General features: G+C 39.6%; 8 protein-coding genes. 7 read left to right on the forward strand and 1 reads right to left on the reverse strand.

Annotated features, from left to right (window positions below; translation table 11 throughout):
• Positions 1-222 precede the first annotated feature (222 nt).
• A complete protein-coding gene (locus L0U89_RS09845; protein ID WP_234861361.1) occupies positions 223-711 on the reverse strand; it encodes a hypothetical protein in 489 nt (162 codons plus the stop codon).
• A 1,888-nt stretch (positions 712-2,599) separates the two neighbouring features.
• Between L0U89_RS09845 and L0U89_RS09850 the strand changes: the two genes are divergently transcribed.
• From L0U89_RS09850 to pglZ, 7 genes are all read left to right on the forward strand, one after another.
• Positions 2,600-4,576, forward strand: a complete 1,977-nt coding sequence (locus L0U89_RS09850) for a tetratricopeptide repeat protein (RefSeq protein WP_234861362.1) — start codon at positions 2,600-2,602, stop codon at positions 4,574-4,576.
• 86 nt (positions 4,577-4,662) lie between these two features.
• The gene (locus tag L0U89_RS09855) at positions 4,663-5,268 is read left to right on the forward strand and encodes a DUF1819 family protein (protein ID WP_234861363.1); all 606 of its coding nucleotides are present in this window, start codon (positions 4,663-4,665) and stop codon (positions 5,266-5,268) included.
• Entirely contained in the window at positions 5,265-5,852 is a 588-nt protein-coding gene (locus tag L0U89_RS09860; protein ID WP_234861364.1) for a DUF1788 domain-containing protein, read from the forward strand. The genes L0U89_RS09855 and L0U89_RS09860 overlap by 4 nt, the downstream gene beginning before the upstream one ends.
• Positions 5,849-9,373 (forward strand): BREX system P-loop protein BrxC, encoded by a 3,525-nt coding sequence (gene brxC, locus L0U89_RS09865; protein WP_234861365.1) that lies wholly within the window; start codon positions 5,849-5,851, stop codon positions 9,371-9,373. The genes L0U89_RS09860 and brxC overlap by 4 nt, the downstream gene beginning before the upstream one ends.
• A gap of 36 nt (positions 9,374-9,409) precedes the next feature.
• A complete protein-coding gene (pglX, locus tag L0U89_RS09870; RefSeq protein ID WP_234861366.1) occupies positions 9,410-12,931 on the forward strand; it encodes a BREX-1 system adenine-specific DNA-methyltransferase PglX in 3,522 nt (1,173 codons plus the stop codon).
• Between the two features lie 12 nt (positions 12,932-12,943).
• Positions 12,944-14,596: an ATP-dependent nuclease gene (locus L0U89_RS09875; RefSeq protein ID WP_234861367.1), complete on the forward strand. Its 1,653-nt coding sequence runs from the start codon at positions 12,944-12,946 to the stop codon at positions 14,594-14,596.
• A 29-nt stretch (positions 14,597-14,625) separates the two neighbouring features.
• Positions 14,626-17,139: a BREX-1 system phosphatase PglZ type A gene (gene pglZ, locus L0U89_RS09880; protein WP_234861368.1), complete on the forward strand. Its 2,514-nt coding sequence runs from the start codon at positions 14,626-14,628 to the stop codon at positions 17,137-17,139.
• Positions 17,140-17,142 lie beyond the last annotated feature (3 nt).

Below are 17,142 nucleotides of genomic sequence, written 5' to 3' on the forward strand. Positions count from 1 at the left end.
AATTGGCGGCCAGAGGCCTCGTTTTAGTCCTTTTTCTGAACGAATTGAAAAAATCAAAGACCATTTCATCCAAGTGACAATCCCCAACCTAAGGATTTGGAATACAGTATCAATAAAAAAACACCCGAATGGGTGTTTTTATCGTTTATTTTTGGTGCAATCTTGATATTGTCGCCCTTTTTGGTTTGGTACGACAAAAAAGATTCAATAATCACCAATTCCCTACGACAAAAAATCCATCAAGTCCTGTGCATTTAGGCTGGAAAAGAATTCTATCTCTGGTAGAACATCATGCCTTCTCTTGATTGAAATTAAACCGGAAACCTCACTTTTTTTTAAAATTAACTCACCAAAATACATCATTGGAAGGGAACCAGTGGAGTTGGAATTCCTAAGACTTGCCAGTTGATTTTCAATCGCCTGCTTCCGGATGATCAGCTCCTGTAATGTCGCTTGATTTATCTGATTTCTCAAACCTTGGTAAAAATCCACAACCATCCCCAGCCTTGCTTTAGTTGCTTCCCTCCCCAATCTCGCATAGAAACTGTCCTCTTCCCTACTCGTGTGATGCGTATAATATAGGTATTGGTAAATAACCCATTCAAGACTCCGTTCATTTTTGAAGTCATCACCAAATAAGTACTGGTACTGTTCTATGTCCATGTCTCCCTTTTTGGCTAATTTCCAGCCATTTAAGGGATCATGCTGCATCTTCTTTACGTTTTTTGAAAATTAAGGGTGGTCAGTATGATTCTTGCGAGAAAGTTGTGAAAATCCGCTGAGGAGCAATGAATATTGATATCATCATCTCGTTCAGGATCGATGTTCAAATCTTTCAAAATCTTATAGCCAATCTTCAATTCAAGCGGTTGCCGATACGGGAATTTTCTAATTTCTTTTATAAACTCCTTAATATCCAGGTAATTGTAATTCTCTTCTTCCATTCTACTTACTTTTTTTAAAATATTGGTTTATGGACTTTCTCACCAATTCAGATTTGGTGGATTCCTCATTTTCTATGTAGTCACGGATCATTTTTTCCTGCCTAGCTGTGATTCTAACACGCAGTGGAATATCCTTTATGTTCTTCTTCATATCTATAAATATCAGTGTATTCCAAAAAGTCAGATTCTATAAGAAAAAAAATTTTATACTGTAATTTTATCCATGACAAATTTTAATTGCTAAAATTTCCATTTTTCATATTTTTTAGATATATTTTTTAAACCTCGAATAATTTATAATCGCCAAAGGATGAGGTTTACTTTGGCCTAAAGACGAAAAAAGTTTATGAAAAAAAATTTAAACCGAAAAGGAATTTGGATTCCTTTAGACATCCTGGAAAACACAACCTTAGACTCAACCAACAAAATTCTTTTGTCGGAAATACTCTCGTTGACTAAACTACCAGACCATTGCTTTGCCTCAAATAAATATTTTGGCGAATTGTTGGGATTAACCAGGTCATCTGTATCAAAGCGAATATCCTTTCTTCAAGAAAAGGGGTTTATCAAAACAGAGAACAAGTATGAAAATAATCACTGTGTTGGTAGAATTATTACAGAAGGAAATGTGATACCTCAAAAGAACAAGACTATTTCTAACAAGAAAGGGGGTAGTTCTTTCAAAGACTAGAAGGTAGTTCCATTACAAGAAGTGGGTAGTTCATCCCTAGATAAGGGGGTATTTCCAACAAGAAAGAGAGTGTTTCCCTTGGGAAGCCAATTAATACAACTACAAATTTATATAAAACAAAACATAAGAATAAAATAGATAAAAATATAAAATAGAAATACACATACTAGTATACAGAAGTTTTAAAAGAAAAAATAAATATATAGTAATGATAGTACTTTGAACATTGTTGAAATTAAAAAGCACTAATTCTATTATATATTGATTGGTTGTCAAACTAGCATAAGCGCTAGCATTAGCTCAAAAAGACTATAAAATTGGCAATGATCGTAAATTAGATATTGAAGCAACGCACAAATATTATGCATGCCATAAGAATCAAATGGAAACTAAAATTCTATAAACATCATTGACCCGAATATTGATATTGGCAAAAATGCTAGCGCTACTATAAAAAAGGGAATAAAGTGTTATACTTCTACCAAGGTGGATAGTTCAACTGCAGTAAGAGATATTGAACATAAAACTATTTTATAAATAATATTGTAATTGCTACAATCCTAATTCTTGCCATGATCTGGTATTAAGAAAAAGATAAAAATTTCAATGCAAGTACTGCTTCTAAAGAATCCTAAAAGGAACTAATGATTGAAAAATTCTAAGAGCAAAGGAGTGTTCCATACCTTTAACCAGCGCTTGAAAATATATTACTTTATGTAATTTAAAGGAACTAGAGAGCCATAGAAATTTAACTCCCCTCAACTGGATTTTGGACGTAGTCCAGCTTGCGCACCGGGGAACCCTCACCCCCCAGTTCCGCTCACCCCCCTCTCCCAATCAATCTTGAAGCGTTTGCCGGAAATGACGCGGACCGTGCCCTTCCAAATAGGTTTACCCAATTTCAGCATAATTTATAATTTGCTACTTTTACCTCTCAAGCGTACCCAACAACCTAGCGTTCTAGATGACCATCAATTTCAATAGATCCGATTTTTTCAACAAACTGTTCCCTGAAGTAGATGCTACCAATGATGCTGCCGTAAGACAAAAACTGGCGGAATTCTACCATCCAATCAAAGTCAAAATCCTAATAGAAGGCGACAAGATTGTTGTAGAACTTCAGGATACTGTTAAAGAGAGTAAATCCAACGATTTTTATCGGGCAACCGATCTTTGTGCCAAAAAAAGGTATCAGGAGGCCATCCCGATATTCCACCGCCTTATCGAAGAGAATCCAACGGATTCAGAGTACCATAGAAACCTCGCTCAGGCATATGAAGAATCAGGCGACCATGAGACAGCCATCAACCATCTGATTGATGCCCTCAAATGGAATCCTTCCAACCATTGGGCTTTGATTCTTATGGGCAACATCTACGTCAGGTATTTCAATGATCTGTCCACAGCCATGGCATATTTCGACCAAGTGGTAGAAACGGATCCTAAAAACTATGTGGCGTTGAACAATATCGGTGGTACCTTCCTACAATCCGGGAAATTGACCTTGGCGGAACGATACCTATCCAAGGCTTATGTTGCCAACGCCAAATTCCCAAACGTCACCTTGGGTCTTGCAATAGTGAATTTTCAGAAGGGTGATTTCAGAACCAGTTTTGGCTTCGCGATCGAATCCCTAAGAAACGAAGAACAGGTGGAAGGACAAGTGCACCAAAAGGCTCTCCAGCTCGCACTTGAATCTTCGAAATCCCTCATCAATCAAAATGTAGGCAAGGAATCCCTCGTAGACTACATCCAGGAGATCGAAAATCTGACTGGCAAAGATGTAAGGATCGAGGAAGACCCAACTATTTCGACAGCGGCCAAGGTCGAATATGCAGAGAATTACGGAAGGGATTTCCATTTGGTCAAAACCAACCCAAAATACCCCAATACAGACCATTTAATAGCACATGAACTTACACACCTCAAACTGGCAGAAGAAGCCCGTAAAGTTGGTGTAAACAAGTTATTCATTGGAAATGACGGAAAACTGGACGACTTCAGGAAAACTATCAGGCCATCGCTCAAAAATCTGGAAAAAAGGGGCGTGCCAGAGGCTAGTATTTCAAAGTATTCACAAGATCTGTTCCAGGGGATTCTCGGACAAGTATTCAATACACCACTTGACCTGTTCATCGAGGATTATCTCTTCAACCATTTTCCTGAGCTGAGATTCGTCCAATTCCATTCACTATACCAAATGAACGTGGAAGCCCACAAGGCCGTAAACGACCCTAAAATCATCGAATTATCACCTCCCAATATCTTGACAAAAAGCCGGATTTTTAATGTCGTCTCCGCAAGACACTTTGAATCTTTATTCGGTGTGAAAATGGAAAAAACATTCACCATAAGACCCTTCGAAAAAGAACAGGTGGACGCTTTTTGGGATGAATTCAATGAATACCGAAATGATAGAAAACCGGGAGAAGAATATGAACTGGTCCAACATTGGGGTGAAGATTTGGAATTGGACTCCTACTTCGAACTGGTGGATGAGTCTGCCTACAGGTCCAAGGGCAAACCTTCGACCAAGACACCTGAGGATGTGTTGAACGCCATAGAACAGGATCCTTTCCAACAGCAGGGATTTGATGAGGACGAGGAGGAAGAACTCGGGAAATTCCAAGAACAGCACGCTGGAAAGGATATCAATATGGCGGTGGCAATGTATATGGCGGGTGCATTGGGTTACTTCAAGGATATGTCGAAGGACAAAGTCAAGGAAATTGCACTAGAGGTCGCCATGCTAGGAAGAACTGGTATAAATCCACAGAAGAAAGGATACAAACTCAACAAAATCCCCGGCACCACTTTTTCCGGATACAAACTACTCGCCTATTACTATGTCAGTTGGGCAATCGCCATCCCTGAGATGCTGAAGGACCTTCAGATGCCTTTCGAGAAGGAATTTGAGCTGGCAAAGAAAATTTCAAGCTAAAAACCAAAGGATCTCCGCCAACTACCGTCACAATTTTGGCCAACTTGAAACTAGAGTAAAATATCCCTTAAGTTTATCTTTCAACATTGGAAAATCCATCGGCCTATAAGTTTTCATTTACTGCACTTTCCCTGAAAATTCGGGAAACGATCCAGCTCGCCCAAAAGATAAAGGAACACCAACTGTCCCTGAATGACCTATCTCCTAAGGATATGTCAGATTCACGGGGAGCAACCAGTAAAAGGAAGTTTCAAGAAATGATCAGGAGACTTCAGCAATTTTCAGTTGAAGAACTGGATTTATTAGCTGACGGGAATCCCGAACAGCAAAAACAACTTTGTTTATTGGGATTTGCTCGCTATTATAGGTTCTTCTATGATTTTGTAACGGAGGTGATGCTGGAAAAGACTATGGTCTTCGACTACGAGTTGACAGATAGGGATATAAATTCTTTCATAAGTAGGAAATCTATTGACCATATCGAGCTTGAGTCTCTTGCAGAATCAACGAGGAAAAAAGTGGTGCAGGTTCTTTGGAAGGTGCTCGAACAATCTGGATTAATCAACTCGGTCGATGGGAGAAGAATCATCCCTCCTTTTTTGGATGACAGAGTTGAAAGATTGATTCGCAAATCCAATCCAAACGATCTCAAAATCTTCCTTTTTACAGAAGATAAAATTAAGTTGACATGACAGAAACTGAACAAATACATCTCAAATTCTCACATATTTTTCAGGTAGTCAGTTCTGAGAGTTTTCTGAAAATGGATGCCTTGGGTGGTGAAATACCTTTCTGGATTGCACCATACGATGTAGCCGTTTCAAACCAAGTGGAGATAGAGATCAAGAACCTGAGTAAAAAACTGCTGGCAAAAGGCATCAAACCTTTGATAGTTGATCTTTTCGAACTGTCCGTACAAATACTTGAAAGTCATGTCGGCTTGGAAGATGTCTTCTACATAGAGGGTGACAGCGATAAGGAATACTTCAAAGAAACACTTCAATCCATGCTCAATATTCACGAGCGGTTTATACCAAAGATGATTGAATTGAAGAATAAAGCGCAACCACAGGTTTTCATGATCAAGGGAGTCGGTGCGGTATACCCCTTTATACGGTCGCATAATATCCTTAACAATATTCAGGTAGCCATGAACGACATCCCAACATTGATGTTTTTTCCGGGAGTCTACAATGGAAAATCACTGAACCTGTTTGGGCAGCTGATGGACGACAATTATTACAGGGCATTTAACATTGACAATTTTAAAGTATGAGTGAATTCAAAGACCTCTTTCGAAAAAACTTTTCAAGACCGATTGAAACCGTAATAAAGGCGGATGACACCGACCATGTCCACCAAGAGGTGGATGAGTATGTGGTTACCAGAGAGGTTGCCAAGAAACTGGCCATATTTTTCGAATCCTACAACGATTCAGATAATATCAACGGCGTATGGATTTCAGGTTTTTTCGGATCAGGTAAATCCCACTTGCTGAAAATCCTTAGCTACGTTTTGGAGAACAAATCCCTCAATGGTGACCATTTGGGAGAGTTGTTTGCCAGCAAGATTTCTGACGACCCCAAACTGAAGGGTGATATCCTAAGCAGTACCAAAAAGTATAAGTCAGAGAGCATACTGTTCAACATTGACCAGCAAGCACAGATAACCAACAAGACGGAGGCAAACGCCATCTTACAGGTGTTCTACAAGGTGTTTTTTGATCATTTGGGGTATTACGGTTTCAGACCTTTCATCGCCAATTTTGAAATGTACTTGGAGAAGGAAGGGAAATATGAACTCTTCAAACAGCAATTCGATGCCTTGTATGGAAAACCATGGAAGGAAGGGAGAATGGATTATCCATCAAGGAGAGTTAATGATGCCGTTGCCAATTCATGTGGGTTTATTTTTAATGAACATCCTTCAAAATATGAAAACCTACTCAAAGAATATCGCGAGACTCAGGCTTTCTCAATTGAAGACTTTGCCATCAAGGTAAACTCGTACATCAAGTCCAAAGGACCCAATTTCAGGCTGAATTTCTTTGTGGATGAAGTGGGGCAGTACATCGCAGAGAACACCAAATTGATGCTCAATCTTCAGACCATCGCTGAATCCCTCAATACCAAATGCCATGGAAATGCGTGGGTGGTTGTGACTTCTCAGGAGGATCTGGAAAGTTTGGTGGGTGATGACTCCGGAATACAGTCAGATGACTTTTCCAAAATTCAGGGCAGATTTAGGGTACGGATGCCACTTACTTCGGCAAACGTGGATGAGGTAATTGAGAAACGTCTCCTTGAAAAGGATCACTCAGGCACCGAAAAGCTGATACAACTCTACAGACGGGAAGGCGAAAACCTCAAAACCCTGCTCTCTTTCTCAGAGACAGGTATGCAGTTTAAAGGATATCGGGACGAAGATGATTTTGTGAAAAAGTACCCCTTTATCCCATATCAATTTGATCTCTTCCAACAGTGTATAAAAGCACTTTCCAGACACAATGCCTTCCAAGGTAAGCACCAATCAGTAGGTGAAAGGTCCATGTTGGGTGTATTCCAAGAGGTTTTGAAAAATACCACATTCGAAGGCTTGGATGGCTTGGTTTCATTTGACAGGATGTTTGAAGGAATCAGGGCCTCCTTGAGAACAGAATCCCAGAATTCGATCATCGTGGCCGAAAACCAACTGAGCGACTCACCGTTTGCGCTGAAAGTATTGAAGGTCCTATTCCTTGTAAAGTACTACGACAATTTCAAGACAACTTCGAAAAACATCAGCGTACTTCTGCTGGATTCGATGAATGCCAAACCTACCCTTCATCATGAAAAGGTAGAAAAAGCACTGAACCTTTTGGAGCAACAAACCTACATCCAGCGAAAAGGGGAAGAATACGAATTCCTTACGAATACGGAAAAGGATGTAGAAGAGGAAATCAAGAATATAAAAATCGATGAAATTGCAGTTTCCCAATTATTGAATGAACTGATATTTGATGGTATCATTAGGGATACCAAAATCAAATACGTCCAAAACAAACAGGAATTTGACTTTGCCAGAAAGATTGATGGGGACCTATTCGGCCGGGACAAGGAACTTAAGATTGAAATAATTACGCCAAACTCCGGCAACTACAATAACTACAGCCAATTAGCCAGCTCAACACTCGCAGACCCTGGACTGATGGTGGTGAAGCTTCCAGAGGACAAGCGGTTGATTATGGAAGTGAGGATGGCTTTGAAGACGGAAAAGTATATGAAGCAGAACAGGTCACTTTCTAATGATGACAATATCATCCGAATTCTGTCAGAAAAAGGTCAACAGAACGGGGAAAGAAAACGCATACTGGAAAATAATCTAAATGGATTGTTAGCGAAATCTTCGTTTTTCTTGGCGGGGAAGGAACACGAAGTTGGTACGAGCACGGATGGAAGGTACAAGGTCCTTGAGGTCGCCCAGGATATCATCAAAGTGGCATACTCGAAATTGGAGCTACTTGGTTCTGCCAACCTGGATGAAAACCAACTTCGTCTGATCATGAGAAGTGGACAGTATGGGTTATTTGATGGAAACGAGGCCACTTTATCTGCACCTGAAAGAGAAATCACCAACTTCATCGAAAGAAGAAAATTACAACATGATAGAACCACTTTAACCGACCTAAGAGACCACTTCTCCAAAAGGCCTTATGGCTGGACCCAAATGGCAGTTTGGTGTATTGTGGCTCAATTATACAAGAGAGGCAAGATAGAAGCCCGACAAGACTCGAACTCCTTGGAAGAGAGCGATTTCTTTGATACCCTCAACAACAATAGACTTTGGGCAAACACCCTTTTGGAACCCCAAGTCGAGTTCAGTTCGACGCAGCTCAAGCGGCTGAAAGATATTCATTTGGAGATGTTTGACGAGACCAACACGGCTACCGAAAGCAAGGATATCGCCAGACTCTTCAAGGAAAAGGTCAAGGCCTTGGAGGCTGAAATCAGAGCTTATCTCAACCAATCCACTCAATACCCCTTCCTATCTTCGCTGGAGAATTTGGCTATGTTACTTAGGAAACTGGGCAACATGGATTATGCCGACCTGCTGACAAAATCCAGCGAGTTTGAGGATGAACTTTTGGATGACAAGGAACAGTTCCTTGACCCAATCAGGCATTTTTGGAACGGGGAACAGAAGAAGATTTTTGACCGGCTGCTCCAATTCCTACAAGGGAATCAGGCAAACTTCGACTATGTGGATACACAAGAAAGAGGATTCCTATCAGAAGTTCGGGAAGATCAAGCCCCATATAAGGGTGATTTGATCAAAAGAGCCAAGGAATCTATGGATGCTTTGGAGGCGCGATTGATTGGAAAAATCAAGGAAGAAAAAGATATCACTTTAGAATCCGCAAAGGAAAGAATCACTCAGATTCAGTTACAGGAAGGCTTCGGCGAACTCAAACCCAACCAACAGGATGAGATTCTGGCTCCCTTCAGAGAGATTATTTCTAGAGCAAAAACCCAAAACTACATTGCCAACCTACAGGTGGATAGGGATAGGTTGGGAGCATTGTATACGGACCAATTGAACAAAATCGGCAACCTGCTGGCCAAGGCAAATCCTCCGACACCGGGGACAGCAGAGATCACGCCTGTAGAACACTTTATCAATATCAAGGAGGTGGAGAAAAAGGTAAAAACCTCCAAAGGCCAATTGAAATCAGAGGCGGATGTGGAAGAATACATTGACTCCCTTCGGAAGGCTATGCTGGAACAAATCCATCAAAACAGGAAGATTACTTTAAACTGATACCCCTTATTGTTTTACCACTTTTGAGTTACTTACATGAACACCAATAACCTCAAGAAATTTGCTCAGGGAGCGAGAAAGAAATTGTTGGACCAAGTATCTGCCAAACTGGATTATGTCCTCTCCCATGATACACCCACACTAAGGACAAAATCGGAGACCCTTAAAAGACTGAATGATGAACTTGCTTCCATGGGAAGAGCATCCCTGGTCGACAAGGTGGCCTACACCTGGTTCAATAGATTGGTGGCCCTGAGGTTTATGGATGCCAATGGGTTTCAACCATTGGGAATAAATGTCATAACCCCAGTCTCAGGTATAAGTCCCCAGATACTTGAAGAAGCACATGCCGGTCATATTTCGGAAGAACTTCCATTACACATAGAGGAAGTGATGGATATTTTAGATGGTAGGGTTCCTTCCATCAATCCCGACAACGATGCCTACCGAATCCTATTGGTAGCCTCCTGTAATCAACTGAGCAGCGTTTTTCCCTTTCTATTCGAAAAAATCAATGACTATACAGAACTCCTCCTTCCTGATGACTTGACATCTTCTTTCAGTATCGTCAAAGACATACTCAATGGAATGTCCGATGAAGACTGCCAAGAAGTAGAGATTATCGGATGGTTGTATCAGTTCTATATTTCAGAAAAAAAGGATGAAGTGTTCGCTTCAGGAGAGAAGGTCAAAAAAGAAGACATCCCTGCGGCCACTCAGCTCTTCACCCCGAGATGGATTGTGGAGTATATGGTTCAGAATACCCTTGGGAAATTGTGGCTTCAAAACCGACCCAATTCCAAACTCAGGGATTTCATGCCCTACTACATCGAGAGTCCTTCTGCACAATCAGCGGATTACCTGAAGGTCAATTCGGTCGAAGAAATCACCCTTTTGGATCAGGCATGTGGTAGTGGTCATATTTTGGTTTACGGCTTTGAACTCTTTTCCAAGATCTACGAAGAGGAAGGATACGCCAGTAGTGAAATCCCTCAATTGATCATAGAGAAAAACCTTTTTGGATTTGAGATAGATGAGCGAGCGGCTCAGCTGGCAGGATTTGCCCTGATGATGAAGGCAAGGTCTTACCATAGAAGGTTTTTCAAAAAGGAAGTCAAGCCCAATATCCTGCATTTCCAAGACCTCAATTTAGCGGAGGAAGAAATCAAACCACTCTTCAAAGATTTGGGGATTTCTATTTCTGATGCATTGTTTCATGACCTCAAAATGATGAAACAAGCGACCAATTTTGGTTCCTTGATTCAACCCCATATCAATACAAAAACCTTGGAGGAAACCATAAATTCACTTCAATCCAAAGTTCAAGGGGCTGATATCTTCTTCAGACCAAAGATTGAAAACTTGATTCAGACCTTAGACCAATTAATTCTTCTCAGTAACAAATACCATTGTATCGTAGATAATCCACCATATATGGGTGGTGGAAATATGAATAAGGAAATTTCCGATTTTGTAAAAACAAATTATCCTGATAGCAAGGCAGATTTAATGGCCTGTTTTATGGAGGCAGGTCTTTCGGGTTTAAAGGAAAAAGGATTTTTAGGAATGATAAATCAAGAAACATGGATGTTCAAAACGACTTATAAAGATTTAAGGAGGAAATTAGCTGGAAATTATTCAATCGACACGATGATTCATTTAGGTACAAGGGTTTTTAAAGAGATAAATGGAGACAAAGTTCGTTCAACTTCTTTCACTTTAATAAAGAGTAAATTAATTGATTATGGGGTATACAAAAAACTAACTTTTTATAATGATTCCGATTTAAAAAAGGAGGCTCTCCTTAATAATGAAAGTAAAACATACTTTTTTAATAAAAACCTTACAAAAAAAATCACTGAACAAAACTGGGCCTATTGGCTTACTGATAACGGAGTTAAGATTATAGAAACTTCGAAACCATTAGCTTTTTTTTCTGAACCAAAAAAAGGTACAACAACATCAAAAGATGATTATTTTTTAAAATTATGGTATGAAGTTTCTTTTGATAAAATTGAAATAAATCAAAATTATAAGGAAAAAATTAAAAAAAAATGGTTTCCTGTAAATAAGGGTGGTGGATTTAGAAAATGGTATGGACTTTTAGAATATGTAATTAATTGGGAAAATGATGGTGAAGAAATTAAAAACTTTAGAGATGAAAATGGTAAAATCCGTTCACGACCTCAAAATTTAAAATTTAACTTTCAAAAAGGAATTACATGGACAAGTGTAAGTTCTACAGGTTTGTCTTGTAGGTATTCACCCGAGGGGATGTTAATGACTGATAATGGTGCAACAATTTTCAATTCTCCAGATGAGTTAATTACTCTGTCTTTATTGAATAGTGTAGTCGGAGAATATTTTCTATCTGTTTTGACTCCTGGTTTCAAATTTGATGTAGGAGTAATTAATAAATTCCCTGTCAAAACTGGTGTTTTTTCTGAAAATCCTGTGATAGTAGAGAAAGCATTGGAAAATGTAAATATTGCAAAACTAGATTGGGACTCCATGGAGGTTTCTTGGGATTTTCATAAAAATGCAATATTAAATCATAAGTGCGATTCAATAGAAGAAACTTATGAACTGTATAAACACTTTTGGAAAAATAAATTTTCCCAGGTTTACATTAATGAGAAAGAGTTAAATCGCCAATTTATTGAAATCTATGGTCTAAATGAGGAGTTAACAGCTGATGTACCAATTGAGGAAATTACTATTCAGAAATTGGAATCCAGCATAGAAGATGGGCATTTGGTGTTTCATTCTAATGAAGTTTTTATGCAGCTTGTTAGTTATTTTGTGGGTTGCATGTTTGGTCGTTACTCTTTGAATAAAGAAGGGTTGATCCTAGCCAATCAGGGAGAAACCATAGAGGATTATTTTAGAAAAATCGAAAAGTCAGCGGAAGAGGTATCCTCCTTTCCTGATGAAGATAACATCATACCGATCTTAGATGACGAGTGGTTTGAAGATGATATTGTTTCCCGTTTCCATGAGTTTCTGAAGGCCAGTTTCGGAGAGAAGAACTTCCGAAAGAATTTGGCCTTTGTGGAAGAATGTTTGGGGAAAGATATCCGAAAATACTTTGTGAAGGACTTTTATAAGGATCATATCCAGCGGTACAAGAAAAGGCCTATTTACTGGTCTTTCTCTTCTCCGAAGGGACATTTCACCGTGCTCATCTACATGCACAGATATACCCCTGATACTCTAAATCGGATATTGAATAATTACCTCAGGGAGTTTATCGAAAAACTTCAGGCACATCGGAAAAACCTTCTCCATATAGAAGTGACAGGAACCCCTGCTGAACAAAACAAGGCCAGAAAAGAGATCATCAAACTGGATGAAATGATAGCCGACTGCCGTCAGTACGAAACAGATATCCTGTATCCACTCGCCACAGAACGTATCTCCATAGACTTGGATGATGGGGTATTGGTGAATTACAATAAGTTTGGCAAGGCTGTAACCGAAGTCCAAGGTCTGAACGACAAAAAGACAAAGGAAAACGTGAAGAAGTTTGATTGGATTGATACGAGTCAAATTCGATAAAATAATTAATCCATGAAAATCCAACGAATTGCAATTCGGAATTATAAGAGCATCAAACATATAGACATTGACTGTTCACCTAAAATCAATGCCTTTATAGGAGAGAACAGTGTGGGTAAGAGTAATATTTTTGATGCAATAAATTGGCCACTTGGTCCAGTTTATCCTTCATTTAATTCTACTCTTCCACAAGACCATTTTATGGGAGATGAAGCAAATGAGATTCAAATCTCCTTATTATTTGACAATGGAGAATACCTTCAACTATCTGAAAATTGGAAAGATAAAAGTGGAAGGCAAAAATCAGGTCTTAATCTTTCGCGGAATTACATCTCTGACATAGAAAGACAAAAATACTGTTCGGCGTACTTGGGAGTTGATCGGTCGGTTTTGGATTATTCTCCTTCTAACCGCTGGTCTTTAATGGGACGTATCCTCCTTGAAATCAATCAAATGTTTAAAGAACAAGAACATGTTGATAAGGAGACAGGTGAAGTCCTGAAGAAAACTGACTTGTTTAAATCTGAGCTAGAAAGGATCAGAGATGAAATCCTTTTCTCGGTTGAAGATTCGTCTGGCACTCAGGTGATGAAGAAATTTATTCAAATCCTTCAGGTCGAAACTGCCAAACAATTAAACAGGCCAGATCATGAATTAAAGGTTGATTTAAATCTTTACGATCCATGGAATTTTTTTAGAACTCTTCAATTGATCATCAAAGAAAATGACACGAATTTATCTTTTCAGGCTTCTAGCCAAGGTATGGGTATTCAAGCGTCTATCTCAATAGCAATTCTGAAGGCATATTCCCAACTAAAATTAAACAACAATACCCCTCTTTTTATTGACGAACCTGAGTTATTCCTGCACCCACAAGCTCAACGAAATTTCTATAAGGTTCTTTGTGAGTTAGCTGAAAGTGGTACGCAAATTTTTTACACAACTCATTCTCCCAACTTTCTAAATGTTGGTCGGTTCAATGAGGTTTTTTTAGTGAGGAAAAGTCCTGATAAAGGAACCTATGTCCGATGTGCAAAACCAAGTTTATTCATCGAGGATTTAACAATAAGGCATGGGATATCATCAAGCGAAGAAGATCTTTTACTTCATTTCAAAAATTCGTATGAAGAAACAGGTGACACACAGAAGGCTAATGAAGGTTTCTTTGCAAAAAGAATCATCCTTGTTGAAGGACAAAGCGAAACCCTTCTATTGCCCTATTTCTTTGATTTGATAGGGTTTGATTATATCGCAAAGGGGATAACCATAGTAAGATGTGGGAGTAAAGGCGAAATAGATCGATTTTATAGATTGTATACTGAGTTTGGGATTCCCTGTTTTGTGATATTCGATGGAGACATAAATCATTTGGGAAAAAAAAAGAAAGTAGAGGAAGATACTATAAAGAATAATAAGGCAATTCTCTCTCTTTTTGGAATTGAAGAGGATTTCCCTGATGGAAATGTCAATGACTTTTACTTAGGTTTTAATACCTCCCTTAATGATAATTTAGGGTATGAAACTTTGAAAAAAGGATTGGACTTGTATAAGGAAGTGAGAAATAAAATAAAGTCCGAAGAAGAAGTCCCTTCTTGGGTTAAAGAATTGGTTGTGAAAATCGAGCAATTGCCCGATAATATTTCTAGTGTTTTGAAGACAGGTTAAATCGTTTCCTGATTTGTTTTAAAGAATCAATGACTAAAATCGAAGAAGGATTAAGTAGGTTGTTTTCCAAACATCGCATCATTGTATGGTACGATGAGGAGAAGGGGTTTCTGGAGGATTTTGAGATGATTTCTATCCCCTCAGTGGAGAAAAGGAAAGTGAATAACAACGAGTTTTCACTTAAATACGAACTCCTTATCCAGCATCCCCAGCGGAAGTATTTGCTCTATGCCCCCTTCCTAAGACCGGAAAACGAAGACAATTGGTTGTTGGATATAGAGCTCAGTCATCATGTGTTCCATACCGACCAAGAAGCGATGGTCATTCAGGAGTTGGATTTACCCCTTTCGTTTCGGGCGTGGGTGAAGCGACACCTTGAGTTTTTTAAAAGTAAGGAACGGATCCAGAAGCTCAAGCATATCCTTGGAGAGAAGGAAACGGAAACAACTTTGACCCTAAAGCTACTGCAATTGGTAATGGGGGGTGAAGATGGTTCGATAGATGGATTGGTGAAAGCCTACACCTTGGGATTTTTGAATGGCAAAGAAGACAGCCTCAAGAAGGAATTGACAAGGTTTGGACTGCATGAGCCATTTTGGTCATTTGTAGAAAACCAATTCAACTACAAATCTGCCAATCCTTCCATCTATGACTTCGTCTTGGAATCCTTCCAGCGGAGCTTCCACCCCCTATCAGGAAAGGCACAAGTCAATAATTCGGCCAAGGTCCTATTGGCCACTTGGAAGGATACCCGGTCATTTGAGGAATCCTTCAAACTGCTTTCTGACAGGGTGCAGGAAGACTTGAAAATCAAGGGACTCTTGGAAAAATACCCGGTGGAAGACCTGATACAGGAAGATGTGTTTGAAGATATCGATAAACGAATCGTTATGGAAATGGCGCAGCATATCCGCAACGAAACCCTTTCCCTGGATAAGGTAGAATCAGCGCTCAAGCTCAGGGAATCGAAGTTTTGGTATCCGAGGTACAGGCCGTTCTACGATACCCTATACTATGCTGCCCAGTTGGTGGAATCCGTCAAAAAGAACCAAGAACTTAAAATCAGGGACTATGAGGATGGATTTAAACAGTATACCGAGCGGTGGTACCAAATGGATCAGAATTACCGCCTTTTCCTCCAAAACTACAGGGAAACCAATCAAAACAATGCCCTGAATCCCCTGTACAAAAGAGTGCACAAGGTCTATTCCAACACATGGTTGTTGCGATTGAGTGACAAATGGCAAGAAGTTATTGACAATCAAAAAGATTGGTATTTCGGGGTTCACTCCCAAAAAATGTTCTTCAAAAGGGACATTCAGTCTCCCTACTTGGAAAAAAAGACAAAGGTGTTTGTGGTCATCTCAGATGCTTTACGGTATGAATGTGGAATTTCTCTCCATGAGTCATTCCAATCCCAGACTCGGTTTACTTCCAAATTGGCCTATCAGGTGACTGGGCTTCCCTCCTATACCCAATTGGGAATGGCCTCACTGCTTCCCCACAAAACATTGAGTTTTGGGGACGGAGATGAAATCCTAATCGATGGAAAAAGTACCAAGGGCAGTCAACCCCGCAAGGCTGTCCTACAGGAGCATTCCAAAGTCAGGGCGACAACCATACTGGCTGAGGACTTGATGAAAATGGCCTCCAAAGGCGAAGAAGCCAAAACTTTGGTTCAAGAGCATGACTTGGTGTATGTCTATCATAATAGAATTGACAAAGTCGGTGATGACAAGACTCAGGAAGACAAAGTTATTGAAGCATCAAGAGACGAAATCAACTTTTTGGTCGAATTGGTTAAGAAGATCACCAATATGAATGGAAACCATGTTGTCATTACTTCCGACCATGGTTTTATTTATCAAAATGAAGTACTGGAAGAAAGTGATTTTTCCGATGCCAATGTGCAGGGAGATATCATCAGGGACAACAGGAGGTTTGTATTGGGCAGGGACCTCAGTTTCAACAACAATGTCGTCAAGTATTCGGCAGAATCCCTGGGTATCAAATCCGAGGTAGATGTATTGATTCCAAAAGGTATCAACCGACTCCGGAAACAAGGGAGTGGAAGCAGGTACGTGCACGGTGGTTCCTCGCTCCAGGAGGTGGTGGTGCCAGTATTATTTATCGCCAAAAAACGAGTGGACACCGTCTCCAAAGTAGATATAGATGTATTGAACAAAACCAACAACCGCATCACCACAAACATCCATACCATCAAGTTCTACCAAGAACAGCCCGTTTCCGAATCGATCCTGCCGAGGAGCATCAAGTCTTATTTTGCAATCATCGAGGCGGATGAATCCAACAAAAAGATTATAAGCGATGTGGTATTGTACACCTTTGATTCTGAATCAAAGAGAGCCGAAGAACGGGAGGTTATAAAGAAATTCACCATTTCCAGTAGTCAAAAATCAAGTGCAAATACTTTTTTGGTCATTGAGGAAAAGGTGGAAGGAACCAATAAGTGGAATATGATTTCCAAATTTCCCTATACCCTGAAAATAGGAATGGACAGTGATTTTGATGACTTCTTATAATTT

Origin of the sequence: Mariniradius sediminis, assembly GCF_021491425.1 — a bacterium.
Taxonomy (GTDB): domain Bacteria; phylum Bacteroidota; class Bacteroidia; order Cytophagales; family Cyclobacteriaceae; genus Mariniradius; species Mariniradius saccharolyticus.

Bases quoted from the DNA above. Each gene is read 5' to 3' on its own strand.
- L0U89_RS09845 (WP_234861361.1), bottom strand. From the start codon at position 711: ATGCAGCATGATCCCTTAAATGGCTGGAAATTAGCCAAAAAGGGAGAC.
- pglX (WP_234861366.1), top strand. From the start codon at position 9,410: ATGAACACCAATAACCTCAAGAAATTTGCTCAGGGAGCGAGAAAGAAA.
- L0U89_RS09875 (WP_234861367.1), top strand. From the start codon at position 12,944: ATGAAAATCCAACGAATTGCAATTCGGAATTATAAGAGCATCAAACAT.
- pglZ (WP_234861368.1), top strand. From the start codon at position 14,626: ATGACTAAAATCGAAGAAGGATTAAGTAGGTTGTTTTCCAAACATCGC.
- L0U89_RS09860 (WP_234861364.1), top strand. From the start codon at position 5,265: ATGACAGAAACTGAACAAATACATCTCAAATTCTCACATATTTTTCAG.
- L0U89_RS09850 (WP_234861362.1), top strand. From the start codon at position 2,600: ATGACCATCAATTTCAATAGATCCGATTTTTTCAACAAACTGTTCCCT.
- brxC (WP_234861365.1), top strand. From the start codon at position 5,849: ATGAGTGAATTCAAAGACCTCTTTCGAAAAAACTTTTCAAGACCGATT.